The 19,174-nt window shown below is 37.7% G+C and carries 14 protein-coding genes; 5 read left to right on the top strand and 9 right to left on the bottom strand.

All coding sequences use genetic code 11. The annotated features are described in order from the left end of the window. Positions 1–29 precede the first annotated feature (29 nt). Complete coding sequence (rlmB, locus tag BLT95_RS12490; RefSeq protein WP_089666497.1) at positions 30–764, top strand: 23S rRNA (guanosine(2251)-2'-O)-methyltransferase RlmB; 735 nt, start codon at positions 30–32, stop codon at positions 762–764. Here rlmB and BLT95_RS12485 read toward each other — a convergent pair. After that, positions 761–1,495, bottom strand: coding sequence for a rhomboid family intramembrane serine protease (locus tag BLT95_RS12485; RefSeq protein WP_089666496.1), 735 nt, complete (start codon positions 1,493–1,495; stop codon positions 761–763). The genes rlmB and BLT95_RS12485 overlap by 4 nt on opposite strands. Positions 1,496–1,574: 79 nt before the next feature. Between BLT95_RS12485 and BLT95_RS12480 the strand changes: the two genes are divergently transcribed. Next, a complete protein-coding gene (locus tag BLT95_RS12480) occupies positions 1,575–2,849 on the top strand; it encodes a replication-associated recombination protein A (RefSeq protein ID WP_089666495.1) in 1,275 nt (424 codons plus the stop codon). Here the strand turns inward: BLT95_RS12480 and BLT95_RS12475 are convergent. The 8 genes from BLT95_RS12475 to BLT95_RS12440 form a co-directional block, all read right to left on the bottom strand. After that, entirely contained in the window at positions 2,846–3,721 is an 876-nt protein-coding gene (locus tag BLT95_RS12475; protein ID WP_157718059.1) for a hypothetical protein, read from the bottom strand. The genes BLT95_RS12480 and BLT95_RS12475 overlap by 4 nt on opposite strands. A 116-nt stretch (positions 3,722–3,837) precedes the next feature. Then, the gene (locus tag BLT95_RS12470; protein WP_089666493.1) at positions 3,838–5,244 is read right to left on the bottom strand and encodes a DUF5723 family protein; all 1,407 of its coding nucleotides are present in this window, start codon (positions 5,242–5,244) and stop codon (positions 3,838–3,840) included. A gap of 1 nt (position 5,245) precedes the next feature. Further along, entirely contained in the window at positions 5,246–5,797 is a 552-nt protein-coding gene (locus BLT95_RS12465) for a hypothetical protein (protein ID WP_089666492.1), read from the bottom strand. A gap of 43 nt (positions 5,798–5,840) precedes the next feature. Beyond that, on the bottom strand, positions 5,841–6,530 hold the full coding sequence (locus tag BLT95_RS12460) for a YjjG family noncanonical pyrimidine nucleotidase (RefSeq protein ID WP_089666491.1): 690 nt from the start codon (positions 6,528–6,530) through the stop codon (positions 5,841–5,843). After that, complete coding sequence (locus tag BLT95_RS12455; RefSeq protein ID WP_089666490.1) at positions 6,517–7,806, bottom strand: polysaccharide deacetylase family protein; 1,290 nt, start codon at positions 7,804–7,806, stop codon at positions 6,517–6,519. Before BLT95_RS12455 ends, BLT95_RS12460 begins: the two co-directional genes overlap by 14 nt. 12 nt (positions 7,807–7,818) lie before the next feature. Further along, a complete protein-coding gene (gene radC, locus BLT95_RS12450; RefSeq protein WP_089666489.1) occupies positions 7,819–8,517 on the bottom strand; it encodes a DNA repair protein RadC in 699 nt (232 codons plus the stop codon). Positions 8,518–8,576: 59 nt separating this feature from the next. Then, the gene (locus BLT95_RS12445) at positions 8,577–9,929 is read right to left on the bottom strand and encodes a Mur ligase family protein (RefSeq protein ID WP_089666488.1); all 1,353 of its coding nucleotides are present in this window, start codon (positions 9,927–9,929) and stop codon (positions 8,577–8,579) included. Positions 9,930–9,977: 48 nt separating this feature from the next. Continuing rightward, on the bottom strand, positions 9,978–10,856 hold the full coding sequence (locus tag BLT95_RS12440; RefSeq protein WP_157718058.1) for a tetratricopeptide repeat protein: 879 nt from the start codon (positions 10,854–10,856) through the stop codon (positions 9,978–9,980). A gap of 182 nt (positions 10,857–11,038) precedes the next feature. Here BLT95_RS12440 and BLT95_RS12435 point away from each other — a divergent pair, with 182 nt between their 5' ends. From BLT95_RS12435 to BLT95_RS12425, 3 genes are read left to right on the top strand one after another with little or no spacing between them, the layout of a single operon-like run. Then, the gene (locus tag BLT95_RS12435) at positions 11,039–16,480 is read left to right on the top strand and encodes a gliding motility-associated C-terminal domain-containing protein (RefSeq protein ID WP_089666486.1); all 5,442 of its coding nucleotides are present in this window, start codon (positions 11,039–11,041) and stop codon (positions 16,478–16,480) included. A gap of 22 nt (positions 16,481–16,502) precedes the next feature. Then, entirely contained in the window at positions 16,503–17,435 is a 933-nt protein-coding gene (locus tag BLT95_RS12430; RefSeq protein ID WP_089666485.1) for a type IX secretion system membrane protein PorP/SprF, read from the top strand. A gap of 12 nt (positions 17,436–17,447) precedes the next feature. Next, positions 17,448–19,142, top strand: coding sequence for an OmpA family protein (locus BLT95_RS12425; protein ID WP_231896370.1), 1,695 nt, complete (start codon positions 17,448–17,450; stop codon positions 19,140–19,142). Positions 19,143–19,174: the final 32 nt, after the last annotated feature.

Below are 19,174 nucleotides of genomic sequence, written 5' to 3'. Positions count from 1 at the left end.
AGAAATATTTTAAATACTAACTTTGCAGCATGGAAGAAACTACAAGGATTTTTGGAATAAGAACGGTAATTGAAGCGATAGAAAGCAACAAAGACATCGAGAAAGTATTTATTCAAAAAGGACTTTCAGGACCTTTATTCCAGGAACTAAACAGGCATTTGAAAAATGGCAATTATAATATTTCTCATGTTCCTGTTGAAAAGCTAAATAAACTAAGCAAAGGAAACCACCAGGGTGTTGTAGCTAATATTTCCCCTGTGAGTTTTGTTAGCCTTGAAAAGCTTGTAGAAGATTCACAAAATTCCTCCACTTCCCCACTTTTTCTATTACTAGATGGTTTGACAGATGTTCGCAATTTCGGAGCTATTATTAGAACTGCAGAATGTTGTGGTGCTACCGGGATTATAATTCAGGAAAAAGGCTCTGCTCCTATTAATGCCGATACCGTAAAAACCTCGGCCGGCGCTGTATTCAATATTCCTATTTGTAAAGTAAACCATATTAAAGATGCCGTATTTCATCTACAGACCTATGACATTAAATTGATTGCTGCCACTGAAAAAACGGACGATGTGATCTATGATATAGACCTGAAACAGCCTATCGCTATTATCATGGGGGATGAAGCGAAAGGAATATCCAACTCTATTCTTAAAGCTGCAAATTACCGTGCAAAATTACCCATGCTTGGAAACATTGCCTCGCTAAATGTTTCAGTAGCCTGCGGAGCATTTCTATATGAGGCGGTAAGACAGCGTCTCTAATCCTTTTTTGGCTTTTCCTTATAGATATAGTTGAACTCATTCTCGTCTTCCTCCTCCTCTTCTATCGGTAAATTTTCTATAAAATTTCCATTTTCATCGAAGTGCCGCATAAAGAGATCTTCTTCTTCTGAATAATCTGGTTTTTGCCAGGAATATTTAGGAGGTTCTGGCACATTCTTTCGAAAGATCAGCGAAAGCCCAAATCCGCTTATCAACCCTGAAAGATGGCCTTCCCAGGAAATTGATGGATCTATAGGGGTCACATACCACACTAAACCACCATACACAAACACTACAATAAGCGATAGTGCCACTAACCTGTAATGCTTAGAAAAAACGCCTTTAAAAAAGAGAAAAGAGGCTAACAAATATATAATTCCACTGGCCCCGATGTGATTAGCAGGCCTGCCAATGAGCCATGTAAGTAATCCCGTTGAAACAAGACCTATCAGAAGTACTTTCCAGCTAATGGGACGGTAAAAATAAAAGAGTGCCAGGGATAATATAAATAAGGGAATGGTGTTATTAAACAGGTGTTTTATATCTGAATGGATAAATGGAGAGAAAATAATACCTCTAAGGCCTACAATTTCACCAGGCCTCACCCCAAAGGAATTGAACCTAATCCCAAATCGTATTTCAGCCCAGAAAACGATCCAGATCAAAAGCACGAACAACAGTGGATAACCTATAGTTCCACTCGTAAAAACAAAAGGTGAGGATGCTTTCAAGTTTTCTTCAATTTTAATTAATATTACAAAAAACCATCCAAACTAAACCGGATGTAAATCTGTCACATTTTATATAGCTATGAATCAACCACTGGCCGAAAGACTTAGACCCAAAACACTAGAAGACTATCTTAGTCAACAGCATCTTATTGGCAAAAATGGAGCCTTAAAACAACAGATTAAACAGGGAATAATTCCATCTCTGATATTCTGGGGTCCCCCAGGAGTTGGAAAAACCACGTTAGCTAATATAATTGCAGCAGAATCTGGAAGACCCTTTTTCACTCTTAGTGCAATTAGCAGTGGAGTAAAAGATGTTCGGGAGGTTATTGAAAAAGCTAAAAAGAGTGAAGGTTTATTTACGACAAAAAGTCCTATCCTTTTTATTGATGAAATTCATCGCTTTAGTAAATCACAACAGGATTCGCTTTTAGGTGCTGTAGAAAAAGGATGGGTAACTCTTATAGGAGCAACTACCGAAAATCCAAGTTTCGAGGTGATCTCTGCATTATTATCCAGGTGCCAGGTATATATTTTAAAACCTTTTACTAAAGAAGACCTTGTAGCCCTTTTGAACCGGGCTATAAAAGAAGATAAGATCATTGCGGCTAAAAATGTAAAACTTCATGAAACAGAAGCATTAATAAGATTAAGCGGTGGCGACGCTCGTAAACTCCTCAACATTTTTGAGCTTTTGGTAACCTCAGCAGAAAAAAATGTAACGATAACGAACGAGCTTGTTTTATCAAAAGTTCAGCAAAACACCGTGCTATATGACAAGACCGGCGAGCAGCATTATGATATTATTTCGGCTTTTATAAAATCTATTCGAGGAAGTGATCCTAATGCTGCCGTATACTGGCTGGCAAGAATGATCGAAGGAGGTGAAGATGTGAAGTTCATAGCTCGCCGATTGTTAATCCTGGCAAGCGAAGATATTGGCAATGCCAATCCAACAGCTTTAGTGATAGCAAATAATTCCTTCCAGGCGGTAAATACCATTGGATATCCGGAAGCCAGGATTATTCTTAGTCAATGTGTAACATACCTTGCCACCTCCCCTAAAAGCAACGCAGCCTATATGGCCATAAATGAGGCTCAGAGTCTTGTTAAGAGAACAGGTAACCTATCTGTACCTTTAGCTATAAGAAATGCGCCTACAAAGCTTATGAAAGATATTGGCTATGGAAAGGAATATAAATACGCTCACAATCACGAAGGAAATTTTGTCGCAGCTGAATTTATGCCGGAAAAAATTAGCAATACCACCCTATACAAACCTGGCAATAATCAACGAGAAAATGCACAACGTGAATTTCTAAGAAAAAGATGGCAAAAAAAATATGGGTATTAGTTCTTTAGTTCATAAGTTATAGACACCTTTTTATCTTCCTGTCTACTAAAATATTCAACAACCAGGTTACCGTCTGTATTAAAATATGCAACACCCTGATTAGTCAATGAATTATAAATATAACTCTTACCACCATTAGTTTCAATTAAGATAGCTATAGGATCTAAAGAATTCTCCTGAAACAAACCTATCCCTCTATTAGTTTCCTTAAGATGATATTCTTTTCCCGAATACAGGTAAATTTTAGAATTCTCTTTTGCCTTGTCTACCTTAGACCCCACTTCTTCTACTGCAATTTCTTCAATCTCATCTTTTTCCTTCTCCTCTTCTACTTCAACAACTTCCATAGCCTCTTCCGCTTCAGTTGCAGGTAAAACCTTTTTCTTGTCAACCTGGGCCTTATTCTCTATTTTCATTATGGAATTTTCATTTGCGATATCAGTATCCACATAATTGTATTCGATCTCTTCCAGTGACGTAAAAGCATCTCTTAAAGCCTCCTGAAAGGCTTCCTGGAAATCCTTTTCCCGACTTCGCCCTTCCTTTGATTCAAAAACTACCTGCCCCTTGCAGTCTAATAATTTTATAACCAGTCTAGTTACGAACAATCCTGAATTGTCTACAACTTTTGTTTGTAATCCCAAACATGGGTTACTATCCAAATCAGCCGGAATCTTTTCCGTATTCATCAGGGTATTATATCCATTCTTTTCAAAGAGAAATTTTGTCAAGGAATTCAACCTATATTCATCAGTTGCGCCTGCAAATTCATAGGTTTCCGGAATACTTACGTATTTATAGTCATTAATTTCCTGAGCAGAAGTAGTAATTACACACCCAAAAATGAGTATGCTCGCTAGTATTTTTTTCATTCTTTTATTTTTAATTCTTTTAAGCATTAAGCACCAATTAGTCAATCACTATTAACTTAGCAATTTTTCCGTATTTACGCTATTAAATGATCCTGAGTCTTTAATTTCTATTTTTTTTAGTCTTTAAATACAAATTGAAACCCCAGTTGTAAAGATGCACTGTTAGCTTTTGCTAAATTAGTATAACCAATAATATCATTTGCAGCAAGATAAATATTAAAATTCTTAAATCTCGAAGAGATCATTGCTCCAAGTTTGGTAATTGAGTATTCATCTGCTCCATAAGCCACGCGAAATCTTAAATTATCATTCACCTTTCTATCCCAGTAACCAGTTACACCATAAGTTGGACCTTTAGGTCTGTTTACGCCCGAAACCAACATCCCAAAAAGGTTCATAAACCTGGGCTTTTTACTAATAAGATAATCACAGGGAAGAATGGATTTTCCCGTACCAAATTGAAAGGAAGCATTAAATTTAATAGGGCGCCAGGTAGTATAGGCATTTTCAGTAGTCTCTTCATTTAAGTCCCGATCTATTCTTTCTTCAAAAACATCCCAGTATGGAATAGCAGCTTCATTTTCGTCCAATTCTGGAAATAGAGGTTCCAATCCACTTGTCTGGGAAGATCCAAAATATGTAGAATTTTCTAAATCTTTCTGATGAAACATTAAACCCAGATCCTGTATAGATCCATTCACCGAAAACTGATCTGTGACCCTGTAATGGAATCCCAGGTCTACCCCCACACCAACATTCTGACCGAAAAAAGATCTGCTTAACAATTCTGCAACCGCATTATCAACGGTCATATCTTCTTCATTCTTTAAAGAAGCGTAACCAGACGTATTAACCCTTACATTTAAACCAACAACTTCATGCCGGTAAAAATTGGGCCCGTTTGGTGTTTCTATAGTCCTGAAAACACCTTCGTTATTAGTGCTTTCAGCATTAAATATCCCGGAATACAATTTAAACCTTCCCCCCACGGTCAACTTATTGTCACCCTTATAATTTAATCCAGCATGATACACAGTTAAAACTTCACCCGTGAAACTTACATCTGAAAAATTAAAATCCTGGTTAATATAATCTGCGTTTCCTTCAAATGCCAGAAGTGCAGGATCTTTTGGGAAATAAGCAAAAATATCCAGTTCCTGATAAATCCCGGTTGAAAAGTATGTTTTAGCACCCATCTTCCAGCCTAATGAAAGTATTTCAATTTGTTCGTTTACGGAGAAATAATCACCAGCCGTAATTCTATTCATTACCCCACGAACCCGGTCATTAACATTAGAATCTGCATCAGAAAAAATATCGTGCGCCGTGACTCCTGTAGAACCCGCAGACAGGTGTATTTGAGAAAAAAAAGGAACTCCAAAATGTCTGGTAAAGTCTATACGGGCGCCGGGATTCTGCATTAGTGATTGCGGCAAATCATCTACACTATAGAGCAAAGGTTTATTTTGACCAAAACTGGACAGGCAGGTTAAAAGAAATAAGACCAGGCCAATCTTTTGCATATTAAAATTCGAACTTGAATAGACCTTTAGACAAAAAATCCAAATCTCCATCCATATCTTTTCCACCACCAATCACCTCTAATTCCACAAGCATTTTTATTGACCTCTTTACTTTTCTAATATCACCACCTTCAACTACATGGATAGTATCAATTATAGCAGGTACTTGGGCAGAACCACCAGGAATATCATAGTTCACCGAGAATTGAGTTCTATCATTTTCAGATAAAAACCGAATCTTACTTTTAATTAAATAAGGAAATCTATTTTCATGTTTAAACCTGAATTCAGTATAAGTTAGACCATCCTGAATATAGTCATCATCTAAAAACTCCAATCTAACCGTATCCCGAATTACTGGCGTGTAAGCAATTGTTTCAGAATCAAAAAAATCTGGTTCGGTAAGTGTGTAGTATAAAAGATCCACCTCAAGGTCTGGAGCTAACTGAATATCCTGTGCCTGCTCAAAATCTACATCTTTAAAACAGGACGAAAGCAACAGGCTAAAGACACCTAAAAAGAATGGTATTTTTAAAGAGTTAAGCTGCGACATGAATAAGGCTTTCTTTGCGAACGAAAATACCTATTCTTTAGTATTATAAATAATTTAGAAGTTCTTTTAACTTTTGAATTCGAGGATATTGATTTTGAACCGATTGCTCCTCTGAATCTACATGAATTACATGTAAACCAAACTGATGAGCCCCAATAATATCAGCTTCCAGATTATCACCGATCATGACTGAATTTGTTTTAAGAGCCCCGCTTTTATGAATCGCTTTTTCAAAAATTAAAGGATGTGGCTTCTTTACTCCAGCTTCTTCTGAAGTAGTGATGGTTTCAAAATAGTCAAGAATTGCTGAATTTTCCATTTTCCTGTGTTGGACTTCCTCAAAACCGTTGGTAATAATATGGAGTTTATAATTATGCTTTAGATGATCCAGGATTTCAACAGCACCCTCTAAAAGATGATTGTTATTAGGAAGATATTCAATGTAATTATCAGCAATTATATTGATAGTACTATCCTGAGTTTTAAATTTCAGACTGTCAAAGCTGTCTTTAAGTCTTCCAAATCGCAAAGCCTCTTTGGTAACAGAATCATTCCTATACAATTCCCAGTATTTAAAGTTTATCGGTATATATACGTCCAGGAACTCATCGATACTCAAGCCAATCTTTTGCTTCTGAAAGATTTCCTGAAATGCCAGTGCCGAATTGCGATTGAAATCCCACAAAGTATGATCCAGGTCAAAAAAAACGTGTTCTATATCAGTCAATTTCATAAATCTGCTTTAAAAGAGAGTAATATAATTTATTATCGGAGTAATCAGAAAAATCATGGTTACTAAAAACAGCTCTAAACATTCCCCGTACCTCTTTTACCTCTAACAACATCCTGGAAATATCTTCCTTCAACCTGGTTTTTGAGGTTTTTCCCACGACATTAGAATGAAAAGCGTATGGATGAATTCGTAAGGGAGTTGTCACTTCCATATTTATATCATAGAAAAGATACGGCGTACAGGTTCCAGCGCGAAATCCCGGATGATCTGGATATCCCATAGAATGATCATTGGTAATTTCCAACTCGCTAAGATTATTATATTGATCTGGCAACCTTAAATTATATTGCGAGTTCATGGCATGTTCTACCGGACTGTGAATAATTTCTTCTAATCTCAGTTTCTCCTTCCGAAGACTTCTAACTTCTTCCATGGCGTAATAACCCATTAGTAAACCTACTTTAGCATAATCTGCCACAGATTTAATTACGGCCCGATGCGGTATACGGTTATGACTAATATTACGATCGTGAATAGAAAAATCACTTAACTGAAACATGAAAAGCATGTAGATCTTATGTTCCTTTATCAAATTGATAAGGTCTTCAAAAATATCATTGGGATCATCTTTAATTCTTATCCACACCTGAAGTCGATCCACAACTTTTCCAATATTCAGTTTAAAAACATCAAACCAAAGACCGATAAAGCTTCTAAGGAAACCCTTATTTTTGAAAATGAACGTATGGTTTGATTCTATGATAGTTCCTGTTTTATAGTTCCTGTCTGAAAATTTGAGATCAGGAAAACGATCTAGTAAAATATCCCGGAACTGATAAGCCCAAATATCTACCACCGGTTTATGTAAAAAACTTTCCTGATAAGCTAGACTTTCCCCGGCAGGAAATCTTCCGTCTTCATCTTTCACGTGCGGAAGATATTCTTCATACCTGCTTAATAAATAAAAAGAAGCCGCAAAAATATCAAAAGGCAGGTCACTTGCTTCCGGTAATGCAAAAAAGCAAACCGTATCATCCCATGGCTGCACTTTAATCTCCAATTCTGAGAACCCCTGCTCCATTAAAAGATCTACCTTCTGGATAAAAAACTCATTCCCCAGTGCTTGCCGACCATAAGATAATTTAGCACCATCATGAGCGATGAATTCTTCAATTTTAGAAGTGAATTTTATTGGAATTCCCAGAATATGGGTGCAAATATGCTTAAAAACATAAATGATTCTGGGGGTGACTTTCTGGGTGTAAATCAATAACATTAAAAAGCTATCTTAGAGCATACCTTCATCGGCAAAGCTAAGGTATGATTTTTCAGTTACAATAATATGATCGAGCACTTTGATATCCAGACTCTCTGCCGCTATTTTTAATTTTCGGGTAAGCTGCTTATCTGCTTCACTGGCCTTAAGATTTCCTGAAGGGTGATTATGCACCAATATTATTGAGACCGCACCAACCTCAAGAGCTTTTTTTAAGGTTATTCTGACATCCACCAGGGTTCCCGTAATACCGCCTTTGCTAATTTGAAACTGCTCAATTACCTTATTGCTATTATTGAGATAAAGTATCCAAAACTCTTCATGAGACAATTCTCCAATGACAGGTTGCATCATTTCAAATACTGAATTACTCGATGTGATTTTTTGCTGTATTAAGGCTTCCTCCAGTCTTCTTCTCCTTCCCAGTTCCAGAGCCGCAACTATAGCTATTGCCTTTGCAGGTCCTATTCCTTTAAAATTACATAGCTGGCTTACCGATAGCTTTCCTAACTCATTCAAATTATTTTTTGCGGAAGAAAGGATACGTTTTGATAATTCTACAGCAGTCTCGCTCCTGCTGCCAGAGCCAATTAAAATAGCGATCAGTTCAGAATCACTTAAAGTAAGTTTGCCCTTTTGAAGGAGTTTTTCGCGGGGCCTGTCATCTTCGGCCCACTTCTTTATACTAAGCTTAAATTTTTCATTATCCATCTTAAGTTAAAGATAAACAATGAATTAAAATTTTGATAATTATTAATGGAAACGTAAAATTAAATTAATTGTTTAAGCTCTTCCATATCCAGACCACCGTAATTCCCACTGCTCATCATCAGCAAAACCGAATTTTTTAAATCGGTTTTCTTCAATTCGCCTTTAAATGTTTCCGAGGTCGTGAAGATTTTAAGGTTTTCTTTCTGAAAAGATTTTCTTATTTGATCTTCGCTTACTTCTTCTAACTTTTTGATGGCTACCGCATCTGGAGAGTAAAAAACCAAAGCAATATCTGCCTTCTCGAGACTATTTTTATATTCCTTTAAAAACTCAGCATTCAAACTACTGTAGGTATGCAGTTCTAAACAGGCTATCACTTTCTTATTCGGAAATTGTTCTTTAACCGCTGCTGTGGTTGCAGAAACTTTGGATGGACTATGGGCAAAATCTTTAAAAATCACAGAAGATGGAGATTCAGCTACTTTTTCCAAACGTTTTGAAGCCCCTTTAAAAGTGGCAATAGCCTCATAAAAATCATCTTCATCCACACCCATGTGCTGACAAATCCATTTTGCTCCTGCCAGATTATTAAGATTATGTTTTCCAAAAATTTCTAATGGCAATTCCCCCTCAGGAACATCTAAAATAGTTTGGTTATCTTCTTTATGATATTCTGGAGTATTATAAGGGTGCTTTCTTATGGGGTTTTCAGTTTCTTCAGCAAGCCTTTTCACTTCTGTATCTTCTTCATTATAAACCAGAATACCTCCATTTACAATGGAATCTATAAAAATTTTGAACTGCTCAACATAATTTTCATAAGTCGGAAAAACATTAATATGATCCCATGCAATCCCGCTCAACAAGGCAATATTTGGTTGATATAAATGAAATTTTGGTCTCCTATCCAGTGCAGACGATAAATACTCATCCCCTTCAATAACTATAAAATCATTTTCTTCTGTTAAATGAACAGGATTCTCTAGGCCTTCTAGCGCTGCCCCCACCATGAAATCTACTTCCTTCTCATGATAATTCATTACATGCAGGATCATTGAGGTAATGCTTGTTTTACCGTGAGAACCTCCTATAACCACTCTGGTTTTGTTCCTGGACTGTTCGAAAAGAAATTCAGGATAGGAATATATTTTCAAGCCAAGTTCCCTCGCTTTAATCAATTCAGAATTGTCATCTTTCGCATGCATTCCCAAAATCACGGCATCAAGATCTGTTGTAATATGATCCTTAGACCAGCCTATTTTCTCAGGATAAATACCATTCTCTTTAAGTCTTGTTTTTGAAGGTTCAAAAATAGCATCGTCACTTCCGGAAATCTCGTAAGACTTTTGTTTTAGGGCGATCGCTAAACTATGCATAGCACTCCCTCCAATGGCAATAAAATGAATTCTCATAGAACGATTTTGTGCAAATATAAGAGTTTGAGTAAGGTATTGAGCTTCTTAAAGTCGTTGAATTTTTTGCTTTTCAACAAGTGCTTTATCAAAATCCGGATCTATTTCAAGAGATTTTTCAATAAGGTTAAGAGCAGCCTGTTGATTATTTCTTGCTCTTTCAATTTGAGCCAGTCTAAGGTAGGCCCATGCCGGGGACTTTAAATCCTTATATCCATAATTCGCAATATACTCCCTCAGAAATTTTTCACCTCCATCAAGTTGAATTTCGTATATCGCAGCAGCTTCTCCCAACTCATATTTCAAATAATTCCTGGTTAATAAATCAGGTTTTTTCAGTGCTACTCTTATCGCCTCATTATACTTGTTTCTCGCCAGATCTTTGTACTCCTGATTTTTGTAGATGTAAGCGTCAGCTAATAGGGCATCCACCTCATTTAATCTATCTAAATCTGAAGCATAGCTTTCGGCAATCGTTTTACTCCCCCCTAACACGCTGGGAATCTGTACATACAACTCTACCAAAGCCCTGCGTGATTCTTTATGAGTTGGATCCATGGCTGCTGCTTTTTTTAAATATTCTTTGATATCCCCTAAGAGAAGCGCGGCCTGAAATTTAGAACCGTAATAAGCTTTCATACCCATTGCTCCTCCTAATTTAAAATTGTACTTGGCATTTTCGGGGTCCATATCGATTAAGGTTTCGTAATATTCTATGGCCTCATCCCAGTTTTTATTAAAACTGGCAATATCTCCCAAGTATTCAATTGATTTTGGCATTTCTTTATTCTGTAGAAAAATTGTTCTCGCTTTCTCAATTTCCCCATTATTGAGAAATTTTTCTGCACTTTCTACTCCCGTCTGTGCCATAGATCCGAAGGTGAAAAGGTGAAAAAGTCCGACTATTAACCTGAAATTTGCTAGCATAAATATTTTTTTTATAAATTTAGGGCGCCCAATAGCTTGTTTTACAGCAAACTTAAGGCAACTTAATATTAAATGTTAAGATGTTTCTTAATTTAACTCAGCATATTAAAAATTATTTTAATATTTGCGCAACTTTAATTGAGTTTTAACCAAATACTAATTTTGAATTTAACACCTAGCCTATGCAAAATTTTACTTTTGGGAGGAAAGGCCTTAATTGGTTCCTTTTCGCCTTTATTTTATTTGTTGGAAATTTGGCCTCTTATGGCCAAGACTGCGCCACACCAGGTTCAGACCAAAATTACTGTTATCTTGAGACAGTAGACGATTTACGTTATTCAGACGCCACAAATGGAGCTGTTTATGAAACAGCAGATACTGAAAACGACACAGACCCTATTGATGGGGATGAACTTCTTACAAATGGGGAGACCTATTTTATTGGGAGTACAACTGAAGATTGTAACAGAGTACCTGTTACAGTAACCGTAGTTGCGGCAGACACTCCAATGAATACTGTTACAAATGACAGAAGTGACTTTACTATTTCTCCCTGTGAATCTTCTGGTTATACCGCTGGTCAGCTTGAAGATCTCTTCACTGCTGATTCTGGTTACCAGATAGAAGTCTATGATGAAGAATTTGGCACAACACCAATGGCTGATGGTGAACCATTAGTAGCTGGCGATAGCTACTTTGTAGGTCAGGTTGATGGTGATACTTCCGATTCAAATGATCTTTGCCCTTCTACAAGGGCGGCAGTGGGATATGATCCACTTGAATCTCCTGCTCCTACAGCAGATGCAAACCAAACTTATTGTGAGGGAGCAACGGTAGCCGACTTAATGGCTTCAGGAACTGAACCAAATACTCAGGCTATCAGATGGTATAGAAGTAGAACTTCTAATTCACCACTTGCTGATGATGTAGAACTTATAAATGGTGAAGATTATTTCGCAGCACAGGTTGTGAACGATAGAAACAGTCCATTTCCTCCTTGTGAAACATCAATGGATGAAAGAACTCAGATAATTGTTGAGGTAATTACCTTTGATGCTGGCGCTGACGCATCTGAAACTATTTGTCAAGGGGATCTCGAAGAAAGGCTTGATGGCGGTGAAAGCCCCACTGAAATTTTCTTAAGCTTGGTTGATGACAGAAGTTTGCCTTCAGATGTTACTTTTAATCCAACTATAAGCAGTCTTGTGAGTGATTACAATGACAATCCCTTCCAAACATTTACAACCTTAGCTACTTTTACTACCACAGAAGGTTGCGAAGACGATGTTGAGCTTGCAGTAACTGTGGTTGAAGACCCAGATGCTGGTGAAGATGGAACGGTAACTTTAAGTTCTACTGATGACCCAATAAATTTATTCGATTCTTTAAATGGAACACCAGATATGGGTGGAACCTGGTCACCTGGTGATGGAACTTTTGATCCATCAACCGACTCTCCCGGTGATTTTACATATACGGTTGATAATGGAAGTTGCTCAGATTCGGCAACAGTCACTGTTATTGTTGAGGGTTGTACGGCAAATGCTGGAGATGACAATCTTAACAATACAATTTGTAGAGATCAAATTGTTGCAAATCCTAGTCAGGATCAGGTTAGAGCTTATTTTAGAACTTTAATCAGGAATGCTAGCAGCACATCAGGTACATTCTCAGATATTCCTAGTATTACTTCCCGCATAAGAGCAGGAGAATCTGGTCCGTTTAATACGACTTATACCGTTGAAGCAGGAACTTCTTGTGAAGATACAGCGGAATTCTCTGCTTCTATCGTTGAACCATCGGAAGCAAATGCAGGTGATTTTGATAATATAGAGGCTGTATGCTCAAATGATGAATCAATTGACCTTACTAGCTTAGAAAATAATGATCCTGATGCTACTCCAGGTGGCATGTTTACAGGGGAAGGAGTTACAGATAACGTTTTTGACCCATCTATTGGAGCTGGAACTTACACTATCACTTATAGTGTAGATGATTCCCTTCCTTGTGTTACTGGTGAAGATGATATAGATTTTACTATCTCTGTTCAAGACGCTCCAGATGCTGGTGAAGATGGAACGGTAACTTTAAGTTCTACTGATGACCCAATAAATTTATTCGATTCTTTAAATGGAACACCAGATATGGGTGGAACCTGGTCACCTGGTGATGGAACTTTTGATCCATCAACCGACTCTCCCGGTGATTTTACATATACGGTTGATAATGGAAGTTGCTCAGATTCGGCAACAGTCACTGTTATTGTTGAGGGTTGTACGGCAAATGCTGGAGATGACAATCTTAACAATACAATTTGTAGAGATCAAATTGTTGCAAATCCTAGTCAGGATCAGGTTAGAGCTTATTTTAGAACTTTAATCAGGAATGCTAGCAGCACATCAGGTACATTCTCAGATATTCCTAGTATTACTTCCCGCATAAGAGCAGGAGAATCTGGTCCGTTTAATACGACTTATACCGTTGAAGCAGGAACTTCTTGTGAAGATACAGCGGAATTCTCTGCTTCTATCGTTGAACCATCGGAAGCAAATGCAGGTGATTTTGATAATATAGAGGCTGTATGCTCAAATGATGAATCAATTGACCTTACTAGCTTAGAAAATAATGATCCTGATGCTACTCCAGGTGGCATGTTTACAGGGGAAGGAGTTACAGATAACGTTTTTGACCCATCTATTGGAGCTGGAACTTACACTATCACTTATAGTGTAGATGATTCCCTTCCTTGTGTTACTGGTGAAGATGATATAGATTTTACTATCTCTGTTCAAGACGCTCCAGATGCTGGTGAAGATGGAACGGTAACTTTAAGTTCTACTGATGACCCAATAAATTTATTCGATTCTTTAAATGGAACACCAGATATGGGTGGAACCTGGTCACCTGGTGATGGAACTTTTGATCCATCAACCGACTCTCCTGGTGATTTTACATATACGGTTGATAATGGAAGTTGCTCAGATTCGGCAACAGTCACTGTTATTGTTGAGGGTTGTACGGCAAATGCTGGAGATGACAATCTTAACAATACAATTTGTAGAGATCAAATTGTTGCAAATCCTAGTCAGGATCAGGTTAGAGCTTATTTTAGAACTTTAATCAGGAATGCTAGCAGCACATCAGGTACATTCTCAGATATTCCTAGTATTACTTCCCGCATAAGAGCAGGAGAATCTGGTCCGTTTAATACGACTTATACCGTTGAAGCAGGAACTTCTTGTGAAGATACAGCGGAATTCTCTGCTTCTATCGTTGAACCATCGGAAGCAAATGCAGGTGATTTTGATAATATAGAGGCTGTATGCTCAAATGATGAATCAATTGACCTTACTAGCTTAGAAAATAATGATCCTGATGCTACTCCAGGTGGCATGTTTACAGGGGAAGGAGTTACAGATAACGTTTTTGACCCATCTATTGGAGCTGGAACTTACACTATCACTTATAGTGTAGATGATTCCCTTCCTTGTGTTACTGGAAGTGACTCTACTACTTTTGAGATTACAGTAGAAGATTCACCAATAAGCACCTCTATATCCAGAACTTTATGTATTACAGATGCAAGAGATTTGATATCTAATCCTACAGCAGGAATAGCTTTCTTACAAGGTTTAGTAGAAGAAACTGGTGTAGAAGATTTTGATGCTGATAATTTTAGTGATGGAGCTATTGCCGAGGCTACTAGGCTTTCAAACTTTATCGATACTCCAACTTCAGATTCTGAAACTTTCAATTTTGAATATACAGATCCTTCTGAGTCAATTTGTGATGATGGAGTGATTTCAATTGAGATCACTATCACCAATGAACAGGATGCAGATGCAGGAAATATTGAAGATCAAACTGTTTGCGAATCTAATGGAATGATAGATTTGACAACTTTCTTTACTGAAGAAACAGTTCCTGGTGGAACTTTCAGTGGAATGGGTGTTGATGGCGATATGTTCGATACTTCCTTAGGCTCAAACGAAGATGGATACGAAATAACATATTCTGTTGATGATTCTGCAGATTGTGTTACAGAAGGCACAAGCGACTCAACCACTTTTACAATTTTCATTGATGAGGCAGTAGAAGCCGGTGCTCCTAATAGCGCAAACGTTTGTAGAGTTGAGGTAAATGATTTGTTTCCAAATAATTCTTCAGTAAGAAATTTCTATTTGGATTTACTAGAAGATGGAACGCCTAGAAATGGAACCTTTGCACCAACAGTTCAACAGCTGATTAGTTCTTATAATTCGAATCCAGACCAGGACGAATTCACAACTACTTATACAATTAGCAATGGAAGTTGTTCTGATTCAGTAGAACTTACAATTAATGTTGTAGATTCTTTGCCTGCCGAAATCGGCGATATCGCAGATCCAGATCCTATCTGTAGAAATGCAGAGGACGTAGACCTATTCTCTTTCTTACCGGAAGATGCAAATCCGAATGGAACATTTGAAGGCTATGAAGATGGGATATTTAGTCCAGGATTGGAAGGTGAAGGTTCTTTTGAAATTACCTACACCCTTACTGACGATTCACCTTGTACTGTAGGAGAAGCTTCAGCTACATTCACTATTACCGTTCTTGAATCTGCTTTTGCAGGTATGAATATGGATTTAAGTGTTTGTATGGATGAAGACGCTCAGGATCTTTTCTCTTTCCTATCTATTGATGCTGATACTACCGGAGAGTTTACTCTTGATGGAAATGTGATTGCAGATGGAATGTTGAACCCAGCCGATCTTGCAGCTGGTGAGTATACCGTAATTTACACTGTTGAAGCAATTAATGATTGTGGAGATGATACAGCTGAATTCACTGTCACAGTTGAAGAAGCACCTGGTGCTCCAACAGTAGATGGCAATCCATTTACTTTCTGTGCAACAGATGGCGCTACAGGAGCAGATCTTTCAGCAACCGGATCTAATCTAACTTTTTATTCAGACGAAGATCTAACAATGATGCTTGCTGCCGAAGATGCTTTAGCAACTGGTACTTACTATGTAACACAAAGAAATGATGATGGTGGATGCGAATCTGAAGCTACTGAGATTTCAGTGACTATTAATGATGCAGCTACACCTACAATTTCTGAGACAAATCCAACATTCTGCGAATTTGATGATGCAACATTAGCAGATCTTACAGATCTAATCAACGAAACAGGAACAGTTACCTGGTACGATTCCGCAGATGGAGATAATGCATTAAACAATGGTACGTCTCTTCAAAACGGAGTGACATATTATGCAACTCTATTCAATGTTGACACAGGATGTGAAAGTTCAGTTAGATTAGCAGTGACAGTTACTATAGATGACGATTGTCCGCTTACGATTCCTGAAGGTTTCTCTCCTAACGGCGATGGATTGAATGACAGATTTGAGATCAGAAATATCAGAGACAAATATCCTAATTTCACTATGGAAATCCGCAATAGATTCGGAGACGTAGTTTACAAAGGAAATGCAAACACTCCTGACTGGGATGGATTTAGCACCGAAGGTTCTTTCGGTAGCGATGTTCTACCTGTGGGGGCTTACTTCTACTATCTAAATTACAACGATGGTAGCACAGAGCCTGTAAGAGGAACAGTATACTTAAGTAGATAATTAGGATAAATAAGAGAACGAAATGAAAAAAATAATCACAAAATATTTATTATTCGCAGGCATTATCCTTTTTTCTATAAAAGGATTCGCCCAGCAAGATCCACTTTTCACTCAGTATATGTATAACATGAGTATGGTGAATCCTGCATACGCAACAGACGATCCGGGAATGCTGGATCTGGGAGCTATTTATAGAATGCAATGGACAGACGTTGATGGTGCACCTCGCACCCTCAACTTCTTTGCCCACACTCCCGTTAGCGAGAGAGTAGAACTTGGACTAACTGTTGTTCATGACGAAATTGGAAATGTTGAAAAAACAAACAACATTACTGCAGATTTCGCTTATGTAATACCAACTGGTGAAAGCACTAATTTGTCTTTTGGTGCAAAAGCAGGTCTTACAACTTTTGACGCCAACCTATCTGGTTTAGTGGTCAATGATCCTAATGACCCTGCATTTGAGAACGTGAGTGAGATATTTCCTGTTTTCGGAGTTGGAGCTTACTGGTTTGGAGACAATCACTATTTAGGTGTTTCTGCCCCTAACCTATTAACTTCAGATCACCTGGACAGCAGCCAATTACTACGTGACCGTGGTACTGAAGAGATACATTACTATTTAACAGGTGGATATGTATTTGATATTAGTGAGAATTTCAAATTAAAGCCTTCTACTATGGTAAGAGGTGTACAGGGAGCTCCACTATCAGTTGACGTAAATGCTAACGTTTTGTTGTACGACAGGCTTGAAGCAGGTGTAGGTTATAGATTTGACGAAACTATAACCGGTTTGGTTAACTTCAGAGTTACTCCAGGCCTTAGAATTGGATATGCTTACGATTATCCAACCTACGATTTAAGTAACGATGGATCACACGAGATCATGCTTTTATTTGATTTCGATCTATTCGGTCTTAAAAAAGGATATGACAAATCACCTAGATTCTTCTAAAACCCGAATAACATGAAAAATATATATAGTACACTTTTAATACTCTTTGTAAGCGTTACTGCTTTCGCTCAAAAGTCTGACATTAGGGATGGAGACAAGTTTTTCGCCCAGGCAGCTTATGTAGATGCAGCAGATGCTTACGAGAATGTAAATGATAAATCTCAGATGGTTCTTCAAAATCTTGGAGACTCTTATTTCTATACAAATCAGATGCAGAATGCGGCTGAAGTATATGAATTGCTTTTCCTTAGACATGAAGGAGCTGTAGAACCTGAGTATCAGTTTAGATATGCCCACACCTTAATGGCTGCTGGTAATTACGTAAAAGCTGATGAAATGATGAATGCATTAACTGGCGAAAACTGGGATCATGAAGAATTTGCAAGTGAACTGGATACTATGGTTCCTCACAAATTCAACTATGACCAGGTGATGAACAACCAGTCTTCTTCAGACTTCGGAATTGGATTTTACGGAGACCGTGTAGCTTTTGCTTCCACAAGAAATCAAGAGCGTCCAATCTACCCATGGAATAAGCTTCCTACATTAGATCTTTACAGTGCCGAAATGAATGATGAAGGTGAAATGACCGATATTGTTCTTTTCTCTGATGCTATTAATACTGATGAGCACGAAAGTTCTGCTACCTTCAGTCAGGATGGTATGGTGATGTTTTTTGACAGAACTAATGAAGACAGGGTTAAAAATGAAAATGATGTTCGCGTAGCGCACATCAGTCTCTACCGTGCTGAAAATGTAGATGGTGAATGGACAAATGTTGAAAAACTACCATTTAGTAGTGAAGAATATTCAGTAGAACACCCAAGCTTAAGTGCTGATGGAACTAAGTTATACTTCTCAAGCGATATGCCTGGCGGAAGTGGATCTTTTGATATTTACGTAGTAGATGTGAATGAAGATGGAACTTACGGAACTCCTCAAAATCTTGGAGCTGGAGTGAACACTGCTCACAGAGAGCAATTCCCTTTTATTAGTGATGAAGACGTTCTTTATTTCACTTCAGATGGACATCAGGGATTTGGAAATCTTGATATTTACAGATCTGAAGGAGATTTTTCAGAAGTAGAAAACCTTGGTGAATCTATCAATAGTGGAAATGACGATTTTGCTTTCGTGATTAAAGAAAGTGAAGAAATGGGATTCTTTGCCTCTAACAGAAGAGGGACAGATAACCTGTATCAATTTACTCGTGAAGAGAACGAAATTATTGAAGCTCCAACGGTAACTGATGAAACAAGTGGTCAGGATGTTATTCCGGTTGATGGAAGCAAGATCTACTTCGATTTCGACAAGGCGACAATTAAGCCTGAATCTAAACCGGTATTAGACTCTGTTGTAACCTACATGAACCAGTATCCTAATATTAAAGTGAAAGTTGAGTCTCATGCAGATGCAAGAGGAACTGACTCTTACAATATGGCTTTATCTAAAAGAAGAGCTGCTTCTACTGTAAACTATCTTGTTGAAAACGGGATCGACAAAGGAAGGCTAATCTCTGAAGGATATGGAGAAAGCAGACCTACTAATGATTGTACTGAACCAACAGGTTGTACAGAAGAGCAGTATGCTAAAAACCGTAGAAGTGTGTTCGTAGTATCTAACCGAAATGGATCTATGAATGAAGATACTGATATGGAAGAACCAGAAATGGACGAAGAGGAAATGGAAGATCAAGACGAAAACTAAGTTTTCTAACTGATACTAACTAACCAATCAAA

The organism is Gramella sp. MAR_2010_147 (genome assembly GCF_900105135.1).
Taxonomy (GTDB): domain Bacteria; phylum Bacteroidota; class Bacteroidia; order Flavobacteriales; family Flavobacteriaceae; genus Christiangramia.
This window is presented reverse-complemented; position numbering and strand designations above follow the sequence as displayed.